Here is a 19,782-nt window from a genome sequence, read left to right on the forward strand (position 1 = left end):
CCCTTACCCCGCTCAATCCGATTAATGCACCATCCCCGGAGGCTGTGCGCTGGCGTCCACTTCCCGGCCCGCCGAGACCAGCGGAAGTTCGACGGTGAACGTTGCGCCCTCGCCCTCCCGGCTCTCCACGAGGACGCTGCCCCCGTGCGCCTCCACCAACTGCCGGACGATGTAGAGGCCCAGCCCGAAGCCCTCCTTCTTCTCCCCCTTCGCCGGCGCCTTCTTGAAGCGCTCGAAGATGGTGCGTTGCTGCGCCTCGGGAATCCCCGGCCCGTGGTCCCTCACGATCAGCCGCCCGTGGCCGTCCGTGCGCTCCACGCGCAGCTCGATGGGCTGGCCCTTGCCGTGCTTGAAGGCGTTGGACAGCAGGTTCGTCAGCACCCGCTCCAGCCGCAGCCGGTCCCACCGCCCCACCACCCCCGGCTCCACGTCCAGCACCACCCGGCTGCCCGCCTCCGCCGCCTGCTCGGCGTGCCGCTCCACCGCCTCCCGCGCCAGCTCCGCCAGGTCCACCTCCCCCACCTCCAGCTCCATGCTCCCCGAGGACAGCCGCGACAGGTCCAACAGGTTGTGCAGCAGCCGCCCCAGCCGCTGCGTGTGCCGCACCGCCGCGGTGAGCACCTCGCGCAGCTTCTCCGGCTCCGACGGCGGCTGCCGCCGCAGCTTGCCCAGCATCAACTGCAACGCCTGCAACGGATTGCCCAGGTCATGCGCCGCCACGCCAATCAACTCCAACGCCGCCCGCGCCTCGCGCAACAGCCGCGCGTTCTCCAGCGACAGCGCCGTCCGGCCCGCCAGCTCCTCGACGAACACCTGGTCCGTCTCCGTGAAGCGCCGCTCCGGCCGGTGCGACACCAGCATCAACACCCCCACCGAGTGCCCCATCGCGCGCAGCGGCACCAACAGCAACGAGGCCCCCTCCAGCCCCCGCATGCGCTCCAGGTACACCGGGTCGTCCGTCGCTTCCCTCATGAACTCCAGCTTCATCTCCGGGACGCGCTCCGTCCTTCCCGAGCACAGCGTCTGCCACGCCCCGTGCGGCCGGCCCCGCTGCGGCCCCCCGCTCAGGCGGATGAGCTCCCAGAGGAGGTGCTCCTTCTCCGGAGACACGTGGGTGACGGCGCGCGGCACCAGCTCGCCCTCGGGGGAGAGCAGGAAGAGCAGGCACCCATCCGCCACCTCCGGCACCAGCAGCCGCGCCAGCTCCGCCACCGCCTGGTCCGGATCCTTCTCGGTGACGAAGAGCCGCTCGGCCTCGACGAAGAGGTGCTGGGCGCGCTCCAACCGCTTGCGCTCGGAGCTGTCGCGCGTGAGCACCGCGAAACCCTCGAGCCGTCCGTCCGCGCTCCGCAGCGCGGTGAGGAGCGACTCGGCCCAGAAGCGCGAGCCGTCCTTGCGCAACCCCGGGGCCTCCCACTCCAGCCGCCCCTCGCGCGCCGCCCGCTCCATGTCCCCGCGCGGCTGGCCCGCGGCGCGCGCCTCCGGCGTGTAGAAGACGTCCCCCGTGCGGCCGATGACTTCCTCGGCCCGCCAGCCATGGATGCGCTCGGCGCCGGGATTCCAGCTCACCACCCGGCCCTTCGGGTCCAACATGTAGAGGGCATAGTCCTTCACCCCCTCCACCAGCAGCCGGAAGCGCGCCTCGCTGGCCCGGGCCTCGTGGTGCAGCGGCCACAGCGCGCGGGTGAGCACCCAGGCCAGGCCCATGGCCACCAGCAGCCCCAGCGTGGCCACCAGGATGATGAGCCAGAAGGCGCGCCGCTCCGCCTGGTCCGCCCGGATGGCCTGCTGGTTGAAGGTGGCCTCGGTGTACCAGGCCAGCCAGTCCAACGCCTCGTACGTCTGGTGGCGGGCCGCCTCCCGCCCGCCGCGCAGCACCGCCAGCTCCTGCTCCGAGAGGCCCCGGCTCCACGCCTCCCCCATCGCCCGGGTGGCCTCCTCGTGCGCCCGCTCGGCCTGCTCCAGCCCGTCCAGCAGACCCCGCTCCTGCTGGCGGTCCTCCTGCGAGCGCAGCAGCAGCAACAGCGCCTGGAATTGGAGCCGGGCCTGCCGCGCCTCCTCCAGGTGGTACGGTTCACCCGTGGCCTCATGGGCATGCTGGCTGGCGAGCTTGTCGCTGTAGGCCCGGCGCAACTGCTCCACCGCCAGGCGGTGCCGGAGGCCCTGCTCGGAGACGTGCTCGTCGACGGTCAACACCGAGCCAAGGGCGAGCGCGGTGATGGCGGCGATGGCCAGGGCAACCGCCAGCGAGGCGGAGAACCCCACGGCGATGCGTCTCGTGAAAGTCCAGGGACGCCTCAAGCTCCTCCCCCACCCCCTCTGGGCCAGCCACTACAAAGTGGGCACACGTGCATGTGTGGGAATCCCGGCTTCCGGGCAACGTGACGTCGGAAACCGGGCACCTCCCCTGTCCCCGGGGACAGCCCCATGCGTTCAACACCGGGCGGCTCGCGCCCCGGGGCCCCTTCCGTCCCCAGGGGCGCCACCCCAGGTTGTGCCCCCAGGGCCACTCGGAGGCCGGGTGGAGGGCGGGGCATGGGTGGGCGAGGGAGCGGGCCGGGGTGGGTGACCCTGGCCCTGGCAGGGCTGGCGTGCGGGTGGCTGGCGTGCGGTGGGACGGAGACGGATTCCTTCCCCGGCACCCTCGCGCGCAACGGGTGTCAGGCCCGGACGTGCGAGGAGCTGGGCCTGGAATGTGGCACGGCCATCGACGGCTGCGGCGGCGTGCTGCGCTGTGGCACCTGCCCCGAGGGCGAGGTGTGCGGCGGCGGTGGCGTGCCCAACGTCTGCGGCCCGGCGCCCTGCACCCCGGCCACCTGCGCGTCCGCGCGGAAGAACTGCGGCCTCATGCCGGACGGGTGCGGAGGCATGCTCGCATGCGGCACCTGCGCGGGCGGTGAGACGTGCGGCGGTGGCGGCGTACCCAACGTCTGCGGCCAGGCCACCTGCGTTCCAGCCACCTGCGCCAGCCTGGGGAAGAACTGCGGCGGCGTGCAGGACGGGTGCGGGGGGACGCTCGACTGTGGCACCTGTCCCCAGGGGGAGACGTGCGGCGGTGGCGGCGCCCCCAACCAGTGTGGCCGGGCCACCTGCCGGCCCTTCACCTGCGCGGAGCTCGGGAAGAACTGCGGCACGTTGTCGGACGGGTGTGGCGGCGTGCTGGAGTGCGGCACCTGCCCGGATGGCACGGCGTGCGGCGGCGACGGCGTGCCCAACGTCTGCGGCGTTCCGGCGTGCACACCCTTGAGCTGCTCGGGACTGGGGAAGAACTGCGGCTTCATTCCGGACGGGTGCGGGGGCGTGCTGGAGTGCGGCACCTGCCCGCAGGACGAGACGTGCGGAGGCGGCGGCGGCCCCAACGTGTGTGGCCCGGCCTCGTGCATTCCCACCACGTGCGCGGCGCAGGGGAAGAACTGCGGCACCATCTCCAACGGCTGCGGAGGACTGCTCGACTGCGGCGAGTGCTTCTCGGGGCAGACGTGTGGCGGAGGCGGGGTGGCCAACGTGTGCGGCAGCGCGCGCTGTGTGCCGGCCACGTGCGCCGAGCTGGGCAAGGGATGCGGCGGAGTACCGGACGGGTGCGGCGGGATGCTGGACTGCGGCACCTGCACGGCGGGCAAGGTGTGCGGTGGCGGCGGCGTGCCCAACGTCTGCGCCGAGCCTGGCTGCTGGCCCTTCACCTGCGCCTTCCTGGGGAAGGACTGTGGCACGGTGCCGGACGGGTGCGGCGGGATGCTGGACTGCGGCACCTGCGCGGCCGGGGAGATGTGTGGCGTCGGAGGCGTGTCCAACGTGTGCTATCGCCCCCCGCCGGTGTGCATGGACCGGGACCTGGGCAACGCGCTGCCGGTGAGGCTGAAGGGCAGCACGCAGTGGGCCACCGCTGACCACCAGGGCTCGTGTGGAGGCGGGGGCACACCGGACCGGAGCCTGATGTGGACGGCGCCGAGGAGCGGCACCTTCACCTTCGACACGGCGCGCTCGGCGATGGACACGCTGCTGTGTTTGAAGCGGGAGGACTGCTGGGGCGAGGAGCTCGCGTGCGCCACGGAAGGCATCAGCTACGGCGGAGGGGCGCGGGTGTCGGCGGCGCTGGAAGCGGGCCAGCGGGTGCTGGTGGTGGTGGACGGCGCCACCGCGGGGAGCTTCGGCAAGGGGGACTTCGAGCTGCACATCCACGAGCTGGCGGCCACCGAGGCGGGGAACTGCTTCGACGGAGCGGACAACGACGGGGACCGGTGGGTGGACTGCGCGGACACGGACTGCCAGGGCGAGCCCTTCTGTGACGGGCGCGGATGCGCGGACACGGACCTGGGAAGCGCGCTGCCGGTGACGTACTCCGGGGACACGGCGCAGGCGGGAGACGGCTTCCAGGGGACGTGCGGCGCACTGCTGCAGCATGACCGGGCGCACCTGTGGACGGCGCCGAAGGCGGGCACCTTCGTCTTCGACACGGTGGGCGGGGGCTACGGCAACGCGCTGTACGTGCTGACGGGGTGCCGGGGGCTGGAGCTGGGTTGCTCGGCGAGCCGGACGGCGGGGAAGACGGGCGCGCCGGTGGTGAAACTGATGCTGGAGAAGGGGCAGCGGGTGCTGGTGGTGGTGGACGGGATGAACAGCACGGAGACGGCCTCGCCCATCCGCTACACGCTGCACATCAACGAGTACGTGCCCCGAGAGACCGGCCGCTGCGCCAACGGCGCGGATGACGACGCGGACGGCCGCGCGGACGACTCGGACTCCGACTGCCGCTGAGGCCCTCGCCCGCTCCATGGACAACAGGGCTGTTGGCCAACAAGCGTGTTGGCCACCTGGGAACGACCCCCCCGCCCTCTCCCAGGGGGAGAGGGAGCCCGCGCGACTCAGGTCTCGTAGGCCGTCTGCTCGAAGACGATGATCTTCTTCGACTGCGGGAAGAGGATGACGTTGAGCCGGAACCAGCCCGTCGAACCGGCGGCCACCAGGCGATCGTAGTAGTGCGTCATCACCTGCACGTTCTCCACGCCATTGCCATACGTGGAGAGGATCTGCGCGTGCAGCGGCTGGAACTCCGAATACAGGTAGCCGTGGAGCTGGGCATAGGTGAGCACGGTGCCCGTCGTGTGACCGTAGGAATAGTCATAGTCCTGGATGCCGAGCACCGCCGCGTCCGCCTGGGCCAGGGTGGGCTCGCCCGAGTACGGCCACGCGAAATCGAACCGGCGCAGCGAGCCCGACGTATACGTGTACGCGGTCTCACCCGTGGCCAGCGTCGACTGGAGCTGCGAGGTGATGGACTGCTCCGACAGCGTGAGCTGGTAGCCCGCGGGAGCCGGAGGCAGCGTGAGCGACGTGCACGAGCCAGCCGCGCAGGACGTCTGCAGGCGGAACTGCTTGCCCGAGCCGTTGCTGGAGCTCACCACCACGAGGTACTCGCCGCCCTGCGCCAGCGCCACCGCGCCCAGCTTGCTCAGCTGCCCATAACCCGCGTCATCGTCCTGCGCGCGCACCGTGGTGCCATAGCTGCCGGCCGCGTTCTTCGGCCCGTACACGAAGAGGCCCGTGTCCAGGTACATGGAGCTGCCCAGGTGCGTCACCTCGAGGCCCACCACCGAGTTGGCCGGCACCTGCAGCTTGAACGAGTAGTACTGGGGATTGGTGGTGAAGTACGTCTGCACCGCGCCGCCCAGGGTCACCGGACCCAGGTTCGTGGTGGCGTCCAGGATGTTGCCGCTGGCCGGCGCGGGCGGCGCGTACAGCACGCCCTGGGTGTTCTCGCCCAGCTCCACGGCCTGCTCCGTCCCGGCCACGTCACCACCACAGGCGGCCAGCATCGCCACCGGCAGCACGAGCAGCTTCTCCATCAACTTGCGACCCATCATCATCCACCTCGGGGTTGGGGGGAGCCGGGGTGTGGCATGGGCATTCGCGGAATTCAAGCAACATGGGAGAAACGCCATGGTACTGGATGCATCGACCATGTGCTGAGAGCCCCCACCCGAGGAGGGCGCGAGGCTCAGCCGTGCTCGCGGTCCAGCTTGTCGAGCAGGGTGCGCGCCTGGACGTCCTCGGCCTGGTGGGCCTGGACCTCGGCGACCTCCTGCCAGCGAATCCATCCCTGGCTCGCGGCGTGGCGGGCGGCCGTCACGGTGTCATCCACGGTGAGCATCTCGCTGCCGGCGGCGCGGATGTCCGCGGCGATGAAGGCCAGCTCCTTCTCGCGCCCCGTGCGGTGCCACACGTTGCGGATGTAGACGCAGCGGATGCGGCCGGGGAACTCGCGGACGATGGTGCGGTAGTGCTCGGCGTCCTCCTGCCCGCTGTCGCCAATGAGGATGAAGGGCAGTGACTCGAGCGTGCTCATCAGCCCGCGGATCTTCTCCAGCTTGTGCCCGTGCCCGCCGCCGGGCGCGAAGCCGGTGCGGCTCAGGCCCCAGTCGCGCAACAGCAGCGGCCCGGAGGGAATCCGGTGCAGCCCGAGGAACTCGTCCAGGTGCTCGTAGAGGTTCCACGGGCTGGAGGAGACATAGAAGATGGGATTGAGGGCCGCGCCGGTGCTGCCCTGGTGGAGGGCCTCGTAGAAGGCATCCACGCCCTCGAAGGGCAGCCGGGTGCGGTGCTCGGTGAGGAAGAGCGTCCAGGCGCGCTTGAGGAAGTTGGTGACGTTGGTGACGATGACGGTGTCGTCGATGTCGCTGATGACGCCGAACTGGGCCTCGGGGCCGGCGAGGAGCACGGGGGCGCGCACCCGCGCCACCCCCTCGGGCGAGGGCGAGAGCAGCTCCAGCTCCACGTCATTCCAGCCGGCCTTCGCCTCGGGGGGAGGCTCCACCCACAGCTCGAGGAAGCCCTCCTCGTCGGTGGTGCCCTCCCAGCGGTGCTCGCCCCAGCGGGCCAGCACGCGGGCGCGGGGAATCTCCACGGTGTTGTAGCGCTTCCACGAGGCGATGGCGCTGCCCAGCAGCGTGTGGCGCTTCCAGGGCGGACGCACGTGCCGGTTCTCCAGCACGCGGGCCTTGATGACGCACTGGCGGGAGGAGCCGTAGCCGCGGTACGGCAGGATGCGCGGCGGACGCGCCAGCCCCAGCTTGCGCCGGACGCGCCAGCCCCAGGATTCGACGTTGTGCTCGACGTGGAAGGCGAGCTTGACGAGGGGATGTGGAGGCTTCCGGGACATGGCCGCCGGAGTGTACCAGCGGCTCGCGGGACTACTCGCCCGGATTGGCGGGGGGAGGGGCCGCTTCCGTCTTCTTCCCACCGAAGAGCTTGGAGACGAGGGCGCCGATGACCAGCACCAGGGGGATGATGGCCTTCTTGCCGGCGACGAGGAGGGCCACGAAGAACTTGCCGAACTTGGCGAGGACACCCACCTTGGCCAGCTTGGCGGCGCCCACGCCGGCGCCACCGAGCACCAGGCCCGCGAGGCCGAACTCGGCGACCTTGTCGGTGCCCTCCTGGAAGTCCTCGTAGCGCGCGCCCGGGTTGAAGCGGGTGCTCTCGAGCAGCTTCGCCATGTGGGGCTTGCTGTCGGCGAGGCCCACGGGGTCCACCACGAGGTTCATGGACACATAGCCGCGGCGGCCCAGCACGCGCGTGCTGTAGTTCACCGAGGTGCCATTGTCCGAGAAGGCATCCAACGCCCAGATGAGGTGATGGCGGGCCTTGTCGTAGTGGGGGGCCTCGGACCAGTCCTTCACGTGCAGGGGCTTGAAGCCGCGCTCCACGCGCTCCTTGTTGGCCTCCTCGGTGCCCTCCTTGATGGCGGTGAGAAGCTCCTGGGCGTCGATCTTCTCGTCGTCCTTGATGTAGCCCTCGTCCTCGTAGCGGACGATGACGATCCACGACGAGGACTCGTCCTTGGACGTCACCACGCCGAGCAGGTTGTCATTGTAGAAGGAGCCGTTCATCTCGAGCAGCGTCGCGGCCTCGGCCTTCTCGAGGAAGAGGTGCTCCTCGGGCAGGTCCAACGTCAGCTCATGGCCGAGCTCCACCTTGCGGGGACCGGGCTGCCAGTTGAAGGAGGGCCCGGACTCCTCCTGGGCCGCGGCCTCGAAGTCCTGTGAGGGATTGGGGGCGGCCCACACCAGCAGGGGAACCAGCACGGCGGCGACAGTCCAACTCCAGGCGATGCGCATCGCTCGGCCTCTCTTCAGGCGACAGCGGGGAGATGGCGGCGCGGTATAGCCGTCCGGGACGGGCGGACACAACCCACCCCCCCGGTAGACCCGGAGGGGGGAAGACAGTCCCGGGAGTGGGACTCAGGAAGGCTTGCGAGCGAGGAGCACGCGGGGATGGAGGAGGAGGGCGGCGGCCTCGCGGACGGTCCAGTAGACGCGATCGACGAAACGCAGGTTGCGCTCGGTGAGGAAGGCGGGGCTGGTGGCCACCTCGAAGCCGTGGAGGCGGAAGTACTGGCGGGCGCGCAGGAGGTGGTAGGGGTCGGAGACGACCATGACGCGCCGGGCGCCGAGCGAGCGCAGCAACTCGGAGGAGAAGCGGGCGTTCTGCTCGGTGGAGTGGCTCTGATCCTCGAGGAGACAGGCGTCTGGAGGGACGCCGAGGCTGACGGCGAGGTCGCGCATGACGCGGGCCTCGGCGGGAGGGTTGACGCCCACGCCGCCGGAGAAGAGGAGCCGGGGGGCGAGTCCCTGGTGGTAGAGCTCGACGGCCTTCTCGATGCGAGCGCGGAGTGCGGGAGAGGGCTGGCCGCCGGGAAGGACGCGAGCGCCGAGCACCACGAGGACATCGGAGGGGACGGCGCGCTCGTGCTGGCCGAAGCGGTCCACCACGAAGGCCACGCCATAGAGGCCGAAGGTGGAGACACCGAGGCCCACGAAGAGCCATTTGCGGAAGGCACCAGGCCCCTTCCGGAGAGCGAGCGGAGGCATGGGACGCAGGCTACGTCATTGGTGGCCGCGTGTCCGGGCGGGGCAGGCGATGCTTTTCTCGCACTCGGGGCGACACGGTTGTAGCGTCGCGCACCCCTGACTGGGAGTCGGTTCTCCGAATGAAGGTCCGCCGTCTCGAAATGACCTCCTTCCGCGGCTTCCGCGAGCTCACCTTGGAGTTCAACGGGCCGATGACCGTGCTCGTCGGAACCAACGGGGCTGGCAAGACCTCGATCCTCGATTGCCTCGCGGTACTGCTCTCACAGGTCTCCTCGGGCATCATGTCCGGCACGGGGCATGGCCGCCGGTTCTACGAATCGGACATCCAGTATGGGCAACCCCACACCCTCAACTCGGTCGAGGCGGCGTTCGGGGAAAAACTCATCAAGTGGTCCCTCGCGCTCGTGCGCAAGGGAATGCCCCGAAACGTGTCGAGCAACCTCACCGGATTGAAGGAGATCATCACCCACGTGCAGGAGGAGAATGCCCTCGGGCGGTATCAACTCCCGCTGGCGATCTACTACCCGGTCAACCGCGCACCGGACGTTCCCTCCCGGATCCGGGAGCAGCATGAGTTCGGGCCTCTCTCCGCGTTCGATCAAGCGCTGGAAGGCGGAGGCAGGAACTTCCGTCTCTTCTTCGAGTGGTTCCGGGAACGAGAGGACCTGGAGAACCAGCAGAGCCGCAGGCTGGAGGACTACGGGTACCGGGATGGTCAGCTCGAAGCGGTGCGCGGCGCCATCGCCGGACTCGTGCCGGGCATGTGGGGCATCCAGGTGGAGCGAGCCCCTCAACGCATGGTGATCCTGAAGGACGATGCCCCCGATGCCCGGCTCGAGGTCAACCAACTCTCGGATGGAGAGAAGACCCTGCTGGCCATGGCGGGGGACCTCGGGCGACGGCTGGCCATGGCCAATCCCTCGCTCGAGAACCCGCTCCTGGGAGAGGCCGTGGTCATGATCGATGAGATCGAATTGCACCTCCACCCCGGCTGGCAGCGACTGGTCGTGGAACGGCTCCGGAAGACGTTTCCCAACTGCCAGTTCATCCTGACGACACACTCCCCCCAGGTGCTGAGCCAGGTTCCCGCCGAATCCGTCGTCCTGCTCGACAGGTTCCAGCGTGCGGAGCCCTCCGCCGGTACGCTCGGCAGGGACAGCAATTCGATTCTCACCGAGGTCATGGGAGTTCCCGAACGGCCAGAGGCCACGGCCCAACGCATCCAGGAGATTGCCAGGATGATCGACCGGGAGGAGTTGCCCGAGGCCCGCCGAGCCCTGGAGGAGCTGGCGCGGCAGCTCGGAGAACAGGACTCGGAAGTAGTCCGTCTCCGCGCCCTCATCGGGTTCCTGGACGCCTGAGATGCGCTACATCCGCAAGGGTCAGGAGCCCAAGAGCCTCTTGGAGTACCGGCTCACGCCCCATGCCACCTACGAAGGGCTTCCGCAGAAAGTGAAGGATGAGCTGCGCGAACGCCTCGCCCGGGAGCAGGGCTTCCTGTGCTGTTACTGCATGCAGCGCATCAAGCCCGAACCGGAGGGGATGAAGATCGAGCACTGGGCTTCGCAGAGCGCTCCCGCAACCCGCCATCGCCAGCTCGATTGGAAGAACCTCCTCGGCGCGTGCAAGGGAGGAGAGGGCAGCCCGCAGCGGCAGCAACATTGTGACACCCGGAAGGGGGACAGCCCCATTCAGGTAAACCCCACGGACGAGGGTTGCGAGAGGCTCGTGCGCTTCCTCGCGGATGGAACCATCGCGTCCCAGGATTCCGCCATCGATGGCGACCTCAACCAGACGCTGAACCTGAACCATGCCCTCTTGAAGAACAACCGGCAAGCCACCCTGGATGGCTTCCTGGAGGCGATGAAACGGAAGTACCCCGGCACCACCTGGACGGAAGCCGCCATGGCGCGCGAGCTCGAGGAGCTGATGCGGCCGGACGGCTCCGGCAGGCTCGGCGAGTACTGCCAGGTTCCGATCTTCTGGCTCAAGAAGCGGATGGGGCGGCTCGCCCAGGCCCGCCCCTGACCGGGTGGACGTTCTGCCCGCGCCCACCGCGCTCAGGGCAGGTTGGCCAGCGTGCCCCGGTCCGCGAAGAGGGCTCCGAGGAGCGTGGCGGACTCGTGCAGAGACTCGACCCGGAGTTCCGGCAGGGGGACATCCGCCAGTTCCATCGGGAAGGGCTGGTAGCCGAACACCTGCTCGATGAGCCGGGCCAGCGTGTCCGCGGAGGACTTCGCCTCGCCAGTGGGAGCGAAGTCGAGTTGCGGCTGGAGGAAGGCGGTGTCGCCGGGCCGCACCGTATCAGTGGTCACGTAGACCAGGTACAGCGGCGCGAGGATGCTCACGGCCCCCACTACCCGGGTCACGGCATGACCGCCGTCTGGCCGAGGGCTCTTCAGGTACACGCAACAACGGGAGCAGGCATCCGCCCAGGGATGCGTCACATCACAGACATGGTGGCCCGGGAAGGAGGACCGCGCCCCCCTCAAGAAATCATTCCATTGCTTCCAATCGTCCCGGCTCTTCTCCCGGAGCGTGCGCCACCGCTGGTACTCGGGCGTCCGCCGATAGGCGGGTTCGGGCGCCTCATCGTCGTCCTCCCACACGGGATACCCCGCCGGGTAGTAGTGCCGCGCAACGCGGATGAGCTCCGCGGCCCGGAGGTCCTTCATCGCATCGGGACTCGGACGAGGCCTGGCCTCCACCTCTCCCCTGCCCTCCTCTCGCGGAGCAACGTGCACCTCGAAGCTCCACGACACCCACCCGGCCCCGTGCGGCTTCAGCTCCAGGGACACCTGCATCGTGCGAGCCTCGGGGTGCACGGTGACGTCGAAGGACCGGATGACCTCGAGGTACCTGCCAAAGGTCTCCGGGATTTCTTCCCGCGCCACGCGGCGGACGATTCCAGCGCGCTGCTGCTCATCCTCTGTTTCCAGAAGCGCGTGAAGGGACGTGCCCAGCTCTGGAGTCAGGAGATCGCCGCCGCGCCGATTCCCGAGGAAGTGCGGGAAGTAGACCTTGAACGCCTCCAGGCCGGGGTCCTTGAGGGCCCCGACCTTTGGAAAGAGCTGAATCGGCCGCTTCTTGCCGTCGGGCCCGACGGCGTCGATGGGAAGCGGTTGCGTGAGGGCCTCGTAGGTCTGACTCGGCGCTTTCATGGAGGAACTTCGCCTTGCCGACGGGTGCGAAGTCGAGAGGTTAGCAATTCCCGGCTTTGTTGCAGGTCCACCAGAAGCTATCCCACTTATTAAGTCACTCTGGACAAAACGACGGCTGGCGTGGTGTACCCTGCACCATGAGCGAAACCAAGATCGCCATCAAAGTGCTGACTTGGCCAGATCTGTCGTTTTTCAAGGTGCACTCGATGCGCTCCAACCAGCGATCGATCAGTCTCAATCACGAGATCTTCATCGAGAGATTCTACCCTGGGCTCCAGCGCTCTCATGACCAAGTGCTCTTCCCCTTGCTCATCGTTGGCCCCGGAGTGAGGCCAGCGCACCGGCTAACGCGAATAACCATGCGCGCACTGGGTTCAAGGAACTGGCACATCAAAGGTGAGTCCATCCATGAACCGGCGGAGGAGCCGGGTCGCTATGGCAAACTCGCAGATAATGATTTCGCCATCATGGCCTTCGAAGGCAACGAGCGACCACGAGCCGTGACGCTTACCCTTGTATCAGCCGCTGAAGATGCCGAGTTGCACGCAGCCATCGCCGAGCGCTTCGAACTTCCTGCCAAGCACCTCATGATTGAGGTCTCAGAGATAGCCATGGCCCATCTGCGCACCAGCACCATGGGTATTTACCGCGATAGGGAGCACCCGCTCGATGCATTCATCTCTGGCGACACGATCGAAGATATTCTCTTCGACACCGGCGCTCTCGCCTCTACCAATGCACACACTCCCAGCCGGACGGGTATCCTCTCACCCGAGGACTGGCACCGGCGCATTCTCGCCGCCGAGGAAACTCGTCAGCGAGGCAAGGAGTTTTTCGGAGCATGGCTCACTGCCACTGGCCATATCGATGACGACTTCCAGTGGGTTTCGCAAGCACGCCCACGCTCGGCATACGACTACGAAGTACACGCAGCCAAATGGATCGAAGGTGCACCACCTGTCTTCGTCCATGTGAGGGCGACGCGCGCATCTTTCGAGCGGCCAATTCACATGAATCTCTCCGAGTTGCTCTTCGCGGCAAAAAGGGAGAACTGTCGTATCGCGCGCCTGTACGATATCGAGAGCGCGACACCAAAGCTCCGCATGCTCACTGACATCCACGCGATTGCCCGGCAACTCATCGAAACACTCAATGCCCTGCCGGACAGGGTCACGGCGGACAGCCTACAGCTCGACCCAGGTCTATTCGCGGTCGAGTTGCAGGCGAAGTTCCAAAAACATCAGTAAAGGGACACCCACCGCTCAGATGGGCTCTTCCTCGTCCGGGAGTTCCACCCTGAGCTCGCGCTGCACGTCGTCCGGAACGGGCCGATCCAACGCCAGGGTGATAGCCATGGGTTCGTTCCCCTCGGCCGCAACGAACCTTGCCTCACCCATGTACAGGGCGGGTTCATGCGAGCGCCCTTGGACGAACAGGTACAGCGTCAAGCCGCGCCCTTCGTGTTCGAGCACCTTCCGGCCCATCTCGTTCGTCCGGGTCATCTTGGGCTGGCTACTCCACGAGAAACGCCGGTTCGTGATGAAACGGTTGAGGTAGCGCTGACCCTCCTTCGCGCCGCTCGTATCGAGCTTGGTGATGATGACGCCACGCTGCTCGAACCAGAGGATGCCCATGTTGTGGCGCGCGGGGTCGTACTGAGCTCCAAAATGGCGGACGATCTCCGGCCGTGTGTACTGCCCGTACCGGGCCAGATCCGAAGGAGTCCGGAGTACGCCTCCGTGACGCTCCTGATGATCCTTGTTCACGGCGTACAGCAGACGCCCTTCCACTTGTTCGAACAGTTCCGAGCCGAGCGTGGTGGTGATGGAACTCGCCAACCGCTCCCCATTGAAAACCGCCGCCGGTACCTTCTTGCTCAGCGTCAACCATGCCTTGGAACTGTCCAACGGCTTATGCTCTCCCTCCCATTGGGGGTACCGGCGGAAGAATTCCTCATAACCCGCCCGTGGATCGTCAGGCTGCGCGGCCAGCCCCCACAAAAGCGCATAGGGTCCAACCCGTTGGGCCTGCCAGTCGGTCTCTGCCGCCGAGAGAAGCTGGTGGACGGGATGGTCCTCCGGCAGCCCCTTCGCCCAGGCGGGAGAGTCCCCTTGGTCCTCCTGGCACTTCAGCCATGAGCCATAGGCCCCACGGAAGTCCTTCAGCTCCGGCAGTTCCTCGCGGAGCCAGAGATCGACGGGAAGCGGAGGGCGTCCCAGCTCGTCCCGAAGCAGGCGGTAGGCCTCGTCACAGCGCTGCCGCGTCGTGAGCCGGCGAATCTTCGCGAGGATTTCCCGCGTACGTCTCTGGAGCACCACCTCGCAGCCTCGCGGCGGCTTGAGGGTAAACCCCTCGACGACGTCCACTCGCGTCCCCGTCCCCTTCGGGTCGTGGAGCGCCTGCAAGGTGATCCAGCTGCTCCGGTGATGGCCAACGAAGTCGAGAACGGTCAGGACCTCCGTCTCGGGAAAGAGGCGCAGCCCTCGTCCAAGCTGCTGGAGGAACAGTCCCGCCGAATCCGTTGGCCGGAGGAACAGCAGCGAATTGATGGCCGGGATGTCCACGCCCTCGTTCAGCACGTCGGCGACGAATAGCCACTCGAGCGGATCCGTCACGTCCGCCAGCCGGCGGTAGATGAGCTCGCGCTCCTCGACGGATTGGTTTCCCGAGACCGCCACGGCGTTTTGATTCCGCGCGTTGAAGGCCTTCGCCATGAACTCCGCGTGCCGGATGCTGGCGCAGAAGCCGACGGTCGCTCGTTTCGGGCCATCGAAGCCGTGGAGCAAAGCCTGTTCGAGCACCAGCTCGGCGCGCGCGTCGATCGAGAGCTCCCGCTCCAGGTCCTCAATGGGAATCTTCCCGTTGCGCCAGGGAATGCTCGCGAAGTCGACGGTCTCGTCCGCGATGCCAAAGTAGTGGAACGGGAGCAGCCAGCCCCGATCGATCGCCTCGGGAAGGCGGATCTCGTACGCGATGTTCCAGTTGCACCACTCGAGCACATCGTGCCCGTCCTGGCGCTCGGGAGTCGCCGTCATCCCCAGGAAGAACGCATGCTCGATGAGTTTGCGCAGCGGCTGATAGCCAGAGGCCTCCGCGTGGTGGAACTCATCGATGATGACGTAGTCCCAGCGGCGTCCGAGCAGCGTGGCATTGCCGCGAAGGCTCTGCACCGTCGCGAAGACGATGTCCGCGTCCGCCGCCACCTGACCCCCACCCACGAGCCCGAGGTGCTTCTTCCCGAGCACCAGGCCAAAGGCCCGCATGGCCTGCGTGAGATGCTCGAGACGATGCGAGACATACAGAACCCGTCTGGCCCCGCTGGCAGCGACATCGAACGCCGCCAGGTATGTCTTGCCCAGGCCGGTGGCCGCGATGACAGCGGCACGCCGCTCCCCCCGTTCACGGAGCTCGGCCAGCTTCTTCAGGGCCTCCTGCTGTGCCGGGTTGGGTTGGGGTGCCCGCCGCGGCTCATCGGCGGCCAGGAAGAGAGGAGTGGGTGCCGGGCGCTCGGGCCGCCGGTGCAAGCGGTAGCGGTGGATCAGCTCGCGTGAGAGAGGCTGCACATCGGAGCGGCCCCAGAGGGCATCGAACTGCCGCCGGGTCTGCTCGATACGCGCCTCCTCCAGGGAACGGATGTTCCACTCGAGGTTGGTGGCGAGCCCACCTCTCGTGAGATTGGAGGATCCCGCCCAACATTCGGCGCCACTCTTTCCGCGAAACCACCAGAACTTCGAGTGGAAGCCGGTCGAGCCTCCTTGGACCCGGCATTCGACACCCTCCATTTCCAGGAGGGCCTCCAACGCCTCGGGCTGAGTCACCTGCTGGTAGGTGGACGTGAGAACCCTGACGCGGCCTCGCTTCGCGACCTCCTGGAGTGGCTCGACGAGGAGCTGCAACCCACTGCAGCGGGTGAATGAGACGGCGAGCAGGACCTCTTCCGCGCTCGCGAGGCCCGCGCGCACGGCATCGAGCATGCGGGGCTCACCGGGAAGATTCAGAATCGAGTGCTCGACAGCTGCGGCCATTCGACCAGGTTAGCTCGCGCCGCGATTCACTCAAGCCCTCCTACGACCCCTCGGGTCCCCAGCGGTACGGGAGACCCTCCCGTGGGTCTCCTTCCCCCCTGTGACCTTCCGCGACGGGTCCAACCATCGGACCAGCCGGTACACCTCGCGGCCAGAGGGGCCCTGCTTCGGATCGAGGCCCTACCTCGGATATTGGCGGCCGGGGAGCTGGACGTATACGTCCGCCATATGAGCGTTGAGAATGGTGGAGTCGGCGCCGCGATACACCACCTTGGCGGGATCGATCTCGGCCCCGAGGGGATGCTCGCTCTCGTACGTCAGCACCCCGAACTTCTTCGTCGGCTCCCTTTCGCTCACGACCACGGCGCAGATGGGGGACGGTACGCGGCCGGGCGTCGGATAGAGCGCGTCGAGGTAGATCCGGTCGAACTGCACGTAGAACCGATTCTGGAACACCTTCGCCTCACCCGTCACCCGGTAGCTTCTCTCATCACCGGGTAGGAACATCCATCCCTCCATGGGTCCGCTCCTGACGTTGAAGAAGCCCGTATTCGACTCGGTGCCAACTTCCACACCGGTCACCAGCTCGACATCCGTGAAGGACACCTCGAGGCCCATCCGCACGGCCGTCTGACGGGCTTCGGGAGGGCACTGCTCGAGGAAACCTCCAGCATCGGGGCGAACGGGTGCCCCCGAGCAGGCCAGGAAGTGCACCGAGGCGGCACAGAGCAGTGCGCGGGTGTCGAGGAAGGACTTCGGTGGAGTGAAGAGCAAGGCTTCGCATCCCTTCTCGGAAGGCGCTGGCGGAACCAACGCGGTGGATGCCGCGCCGGGACACACCGCCTCCTGGGCGGACGCGAACACCGTGCGGCCGAAGCCCCACGCTATCCCGATCAGGAGCAACACGAAGGCGAACACCGCGAGTCCCCTCCTCCACCCGCTGGGAGTCCGCTCGGCACCCCGCTCCGCGCTGCCTGCCCCAACAGATTCAGAGGCCGCCGGAGCGGCGCTCTCGGACACTGGGGGTGACTCGGAAACCTCCCGCGTGCCCACCGCCTCCTCCTCGGACCGGGACTCCCCGGGTGGAGCCGCTGCTCCCTCCTCCGTGGCGAAGGCATACGGCTCCGTCCAGGCCTCCGTGTCCCCTTCGCCCTCCAACAACCGCATCAACTCCTCGTGCACGGCCCGGGCGCTCGGGGGCCGTTGCGCCGGGTCCTTGGCCAGGAGCCTCATCACCAGGCTGCTCAGGCCCGGCGGTACACGGGGATCCAACTGGCCGGGCTCCACCGGTGGGACGAACTCGATGGCGAGCAGGAGCTTGTCCAACGGCAGGCGCGGGTTGAAGGGGTGGCAATCCGTGAGCGCCTCGTAGAGCAGGGCGCCGAAGGCGTAGAGATCCGCCGCGGGACTCGCGGGGAAGTGCGCGCCCTCTTCCCACGTTCCCCCTCGCAGGAAGGCGGCGACCTCGGGCGGCATGTTGTGGAACGTCACCGGCGGGAGCTCGCGCGTCAGCGTGTACGCCCCGGGCAGGAACACCGCGCCGAAGTCGATGAGGAACGGCTTGTCATCGCCCTCCCTCACCAGGACGTTGTCGGGCTTGATGTCGCGGTGGCACACGCCGCGCTCGTGCAGCTCCGCCACCACCAGGAGCAGCTCGACCAGCACCCGGATGAATCGTCTCAGCGGGGCCCGCGTCTCCCAACGCCACGTGTTGAGGGTGGAGCCGGGGACGTAGTCGGTGACGAAGAAGAAGTGACCCCCTTCCAATTCCGGCCAGCGGCCCAGCTCGCGGACGGTCAACAGGTTGGGGTGCCGGAAGTGCCCCAGGGAGATCGCCTCGCGGAAGGCCCGCTCGTCTTCCCGAGCCTCGTCCTCATCCCCCGGTGGGCGGGACGCGATCTTCAGTGTGTAGAGCCCCCCTCCGTGCTCCACCAGGAAGACGTTCGCGAAGCCACCGCTACCGAGGCGGCTCACCACCCGGTAGTGCCGCACCATATCTCCGGGTTGAATCAGATCCGGATGGAAGGGATTCGTCATGGAGGAAACCTCCAGTCATGGATGTGCAGTGTCCGGGGACCGTCCTCCTCCAAGGTCAACGACAGACACCCGGCCCCTTCCGGCAGCCAGGTAGCCAAGGTGTGGCGTTGCACTCGTGCTCCGGAGATGGCGGAGGTGACGACGACGGGGAGCGCCACATTCGCCCTCGTGCGCTCCTTCCAGCATCCCGCCTCCACCCGGGCCCGGCCAAGGCGCCATGGACGGGGGGGTCGCGTCTTGAACCTGACAGCCACGGTGACGAAGAGACGCCCACGGTCCACCCGGAGAACTGATTCAAGCCGACCCTCAACCCCGTCAGCCCCCATGAGCCACAGGCCCTCGCCGGGCATGACGAGCGACGGCCCCGGGCCCGCCCCCGGCTCATGGCTCGCGAGCAACATCCCCGCCACCGTGCCCGCTCCACCCTCCGCCGCGGCCTCCAGCACCCGGGGCCCGGCCCCCCCGAGTGACACCTGGACCTGCACGTCCACCTCGTCTTCCCGGGTGACGAGCGCCAGCGTCAGCGCCCGGGGCTCGCCGGCCTCCGTCCGCCCCGTCACCGGCAGCAGCACGCGCTCTCCACGCGCCAGGTCGCGCACGGGCACCACCACCAGCGAGCGCGCTCCCACGGGAAGCACCGCGAGGCGCTCGCCCAGCTCCGGCGTCAGGGCCACGCGCGGTTCGAGCAGGCCCTCGAAGTCCACCAGCGTGGACACCCGCGCGGCCACGTAGAGCACGGGCGGCGCTTCTCCTGGGTATCCCGCGACGAGCACGGTCCCCTGCCGCGTCTCCCGCGCCATGGCCGCCGTGGACAGGAGGAGGACCCAGAGCAGGACGGACCAGGGACGTGGGCGCACGCGGACTCCATGGGGAGGACCGCAGGGTAGAGGAGCCCGCATGTCCGGGCAAGGACTGCTCGACCTTCCCGGTCACCCCGGCTCACGTGACTCGCGCCATCACCTCCGATCCACCTCCCAGGGCGTTCCTTCCATCTTCGACTGTGCACGGGCCTGGCACTCCGGGCGGCGCGCGGATCGCAGGCGTCTTCCTTCAGCCGTCCGCTAGAGAGGCACGCTCTCGGGACGGCTCGTGAAGAGCGCATGAAAGAGCGTGGTATCAGGCGGCTCCCGTCGCTGCACGATCAACGGGATTCGGGTCTCGGCGATTTCGCGAGGGAGGGCCTCTACCCCGAACAGCTCCTCGAGCTTCCTGGCGACGATCTCCGAGGGAGCCCGCATCTCAGGTGGCAATGGATCGAAAAAGACCCTCCGGGCGATCCATTCCCGACCTCTGTAATCATACTGTACGCCATAAACCGTATAGACAGGCGCCAGAATGCTGACGCAGCCGACAACGGCCCAGCAGCGAGACCGAAGCTCATCCTCCGGGTCTTCAGACACGAGCTGCGGATCCGCATAGACGAGACAGCGGAAGCAGGCATCAACGGTGGCTGTGGCATCCCCGATATTCAGGTGGGGCAACACCGCCCGGAGTTTGTCATGGAGCACCCACCACTCATCGATCTTCTCGAGCTTCTCTTCCCACAACCCCTGGAATCTCTCCAGCTCGGGGCTCCTCTCCAGCTTGCCATCGAACTCATGGTCCGAACGCCAGTAGTTCCGAGCAACAGAAAGCAGGTATTCCGCTGAAATTGACATGGGTTCAGAGGTCAACCCGGAAGGGTTTCGTTGA

At 67.7% G+C, this 19,782-nt stretch carries 14 protein-coding genes; 5 read left to right on the forward strand and 9 right to left on the reverse strand.

Translation table 11 applies throughout. The features are described 5' to 3' along the window. Positions 1-21: 21 nt before the first annotated feature. Entirely contained in the window at positions 22-2,265 is a 2,244-nt protein-coding gene (locus BO221_RS07640; protein ID WP_233165777.1) for an ATP-binding protein, read from the reverse strand. Positions 2,266-2,535: 270 nt separating this feature from the next. Between BO221_RS07640 and BO221_RS07645 the strand changes: the two genes are divergently transcribed. Further along, complete coding sequence (locus tag BO221_RS07645; protein ID WP_073559736.1) at positions 2,536-4,755, forward strand: tryptophan synthase alpha chain; 2,220 nt, start codon at positions 2,536-2,538, stop codon at positions 4,753-4,755. Positions 4,756-4,862: 107 nt separating this feature from the next. Here BO221_RS07645 and BO221_RS07650 read toward each other — a convergent pair whose 3' ends face one another. The 4 genes from BO221_RS07650 to BO221_RS07665 form a co-directional block, all read right to left on the reverse strand. Then, a complete protein-coding gene (locus BO221_RS07650) occupies positions 4,863-5,864 on the reverse strand; it encodes a hypothetical protein (RefSeq protein ID WP_143195327.1) in 1,002 nt (333 codons plus the stop codon). A gap of 131 nt (positions 5,865-5,995) precedes the next feature. Then, positions 5,996-7,156: an App1 family protein gene (locus BO221_RS07655; RefSeq protein WP_073559737.1), complete on the reverse strand. Its 1,161-nt coding sequence runs from the start codon at positions 7,154-7,156 to the stop codon at positions 5,996-5,998. 31 nt (positions 7,157-7,187) lie between these two features. Beyond that, positions 7,188-8,114: a DUF2167 domain-containing protein gene (locus BO221_RS07660; protein WP_083680834.1), complete on the reverse strand. Its 927-nt coding sequence runs from the start codon at positions 8,112-8,114 to the stop codon at positions 7,188-7,190. 123 nt (positions 8,115-8,237) lie between these two features. After that, positions 8,238-8,867 carry a YdcF family protein gene (locus BO221_RS07665; protein ID WP_073559738.1) on the reverse strand — a complete coding sequence of 210 codons (630 nt, stop codon included), beginning with the start codon at positions 8,865-8,867 and terminating at the stop codon, positions 8,238-8,240. Between the two features lie 119 nt (positions 8,868-8,986). Between BO221_RS07665 and BO221_RS07670 the strand changes: the two genes are divergently transcribed. Both BO221_RS07670 and BO221_RS07675 read left to right on the forward strand, forming a co-directional pair. Next, complete coding sequence (locus BO221_RS07670) at positions 8,987-10,228, forward strand: AAA family ATPase (RefSeq protein WP_073559739.1); 1,242 nt, start codon at positions 8,987-8,989, stop codon at positions 10,226-10,228. A gap of 1 nt (position 10,229) precedes the next feature. Then, the gene (locus BO221_RS07675; RefSeq protein WP_073559740.1) at positions 10,230-10,895 is read left to right on the forward strand and encodes a retron system putative HNH endonuclease; all 666 of its coding nucleotides are present in this window, start codon (positions 10,230-10,232) and stop codon (positions 10,893-10,895) included. A gap of 32 nt (positions 10,896-10,927) precedes the next feature. Here BO221_RS07675 and BO221_RS07680 read toward each other — a convergent pair whose 3' ends face one another. Continuing rightward, positions 10,928-12,028 (reverse strand): hypothetical protein, encoded by a 1,101-nt coding sequence (locus BO221_RS07680; protein ID WP_073559741.1) that lies wholly within the window; start codon positions 12,026-12,028, stop codon positions 10,928-10,930. Between the two features lie 137 nt (positions 12,029-12,165). Here BO221_RS07680 and BO221_RS07685 point away from each other — a divergent pair, with 137 nt between their 5' ends. After that, the gene (locus BO221_RS07685) at positions 12,166-13,275 is read left to right on the forward strand and encodes a hypothetical protein (RefSeq protein WP_073559742.1); all 1,110 of its coding nucleotides are present in this window, start codon (positions 12,166-12,168) and stop codon (positions 13,273-13,275) included. Between the two features lie 15 nt (positions 13,276-13,290). Here the strand turns inward: BO221_RS07685 and BO221_RS07690 are convergent, their stop codons facing one another. The 3 genes from BO221_RS07690 to BO221_RS07700 all read right to left on the reverse strand — a co-directional run bounded on the left by BO221_RS07690 (position 13,291) and on the right by BO221_RS07700 (position 18,947). Beyond that, on the reverse strand, positions 13,291-16,002 hold the full coding sequence (locus BO221_RS07690) for a DUF3427 domain-containing protein (protein ID WP_073559743.1): 2,712 nt from the start codon (positions 16,000-16,002) through the stop codon (positions 13,291-13,293). A 231-nt stretch (positions 16,003-16,233) separates the two neighbouring features. Then, entirely contained in the window at positions 16,234-18,090 is a 1,857-nt protein-coding gene (locus BO221_RS07695) for a serine/threonine-protein kinase (protein WP_073559744.1), read from the reverse strand. Then, positions 18,087-18,947, reverse strand: a complete 861-nt coding sequence (locus BO221_RS07700; RefSeq protein WP_073559745.1) for a DUF2381 family protein — start codon at positions 18,945-18,947, stop codon at positions 18,087-18,089. Before BO221_RS07700 ends, BO221_RS07695 begins: the two co-directional genes overlap by 4 nt. A 243-nt stretch (positions 18,948-19,190) precedes the next feature. Between BO221_RS07700 and BO221_RS54785 the strand changes: the two genes are divergently transcribed. Then, a complete protein-coding gene (locus BO221_RS54785) occupies positions 19,191-19,739 on the forward strand; it encodes a hypothetical protein (RefSeq protein ID WP_158079799.1) in 549 nt (182 codons plus the stop codon). The last annotated feature ends 43 nt before the right edge of the window (positions 19,740-19,782 follow it).

This window comes from Archangium sp. Cb G35 (genome assembly GCF_001896145.1).
Taxonomy (GTDB): domain Bacteria; phylum Myxococcota; class Myxococcia; order Myxococcales; family Myxococcaceae; genus Archangium; species Archangium violaceum.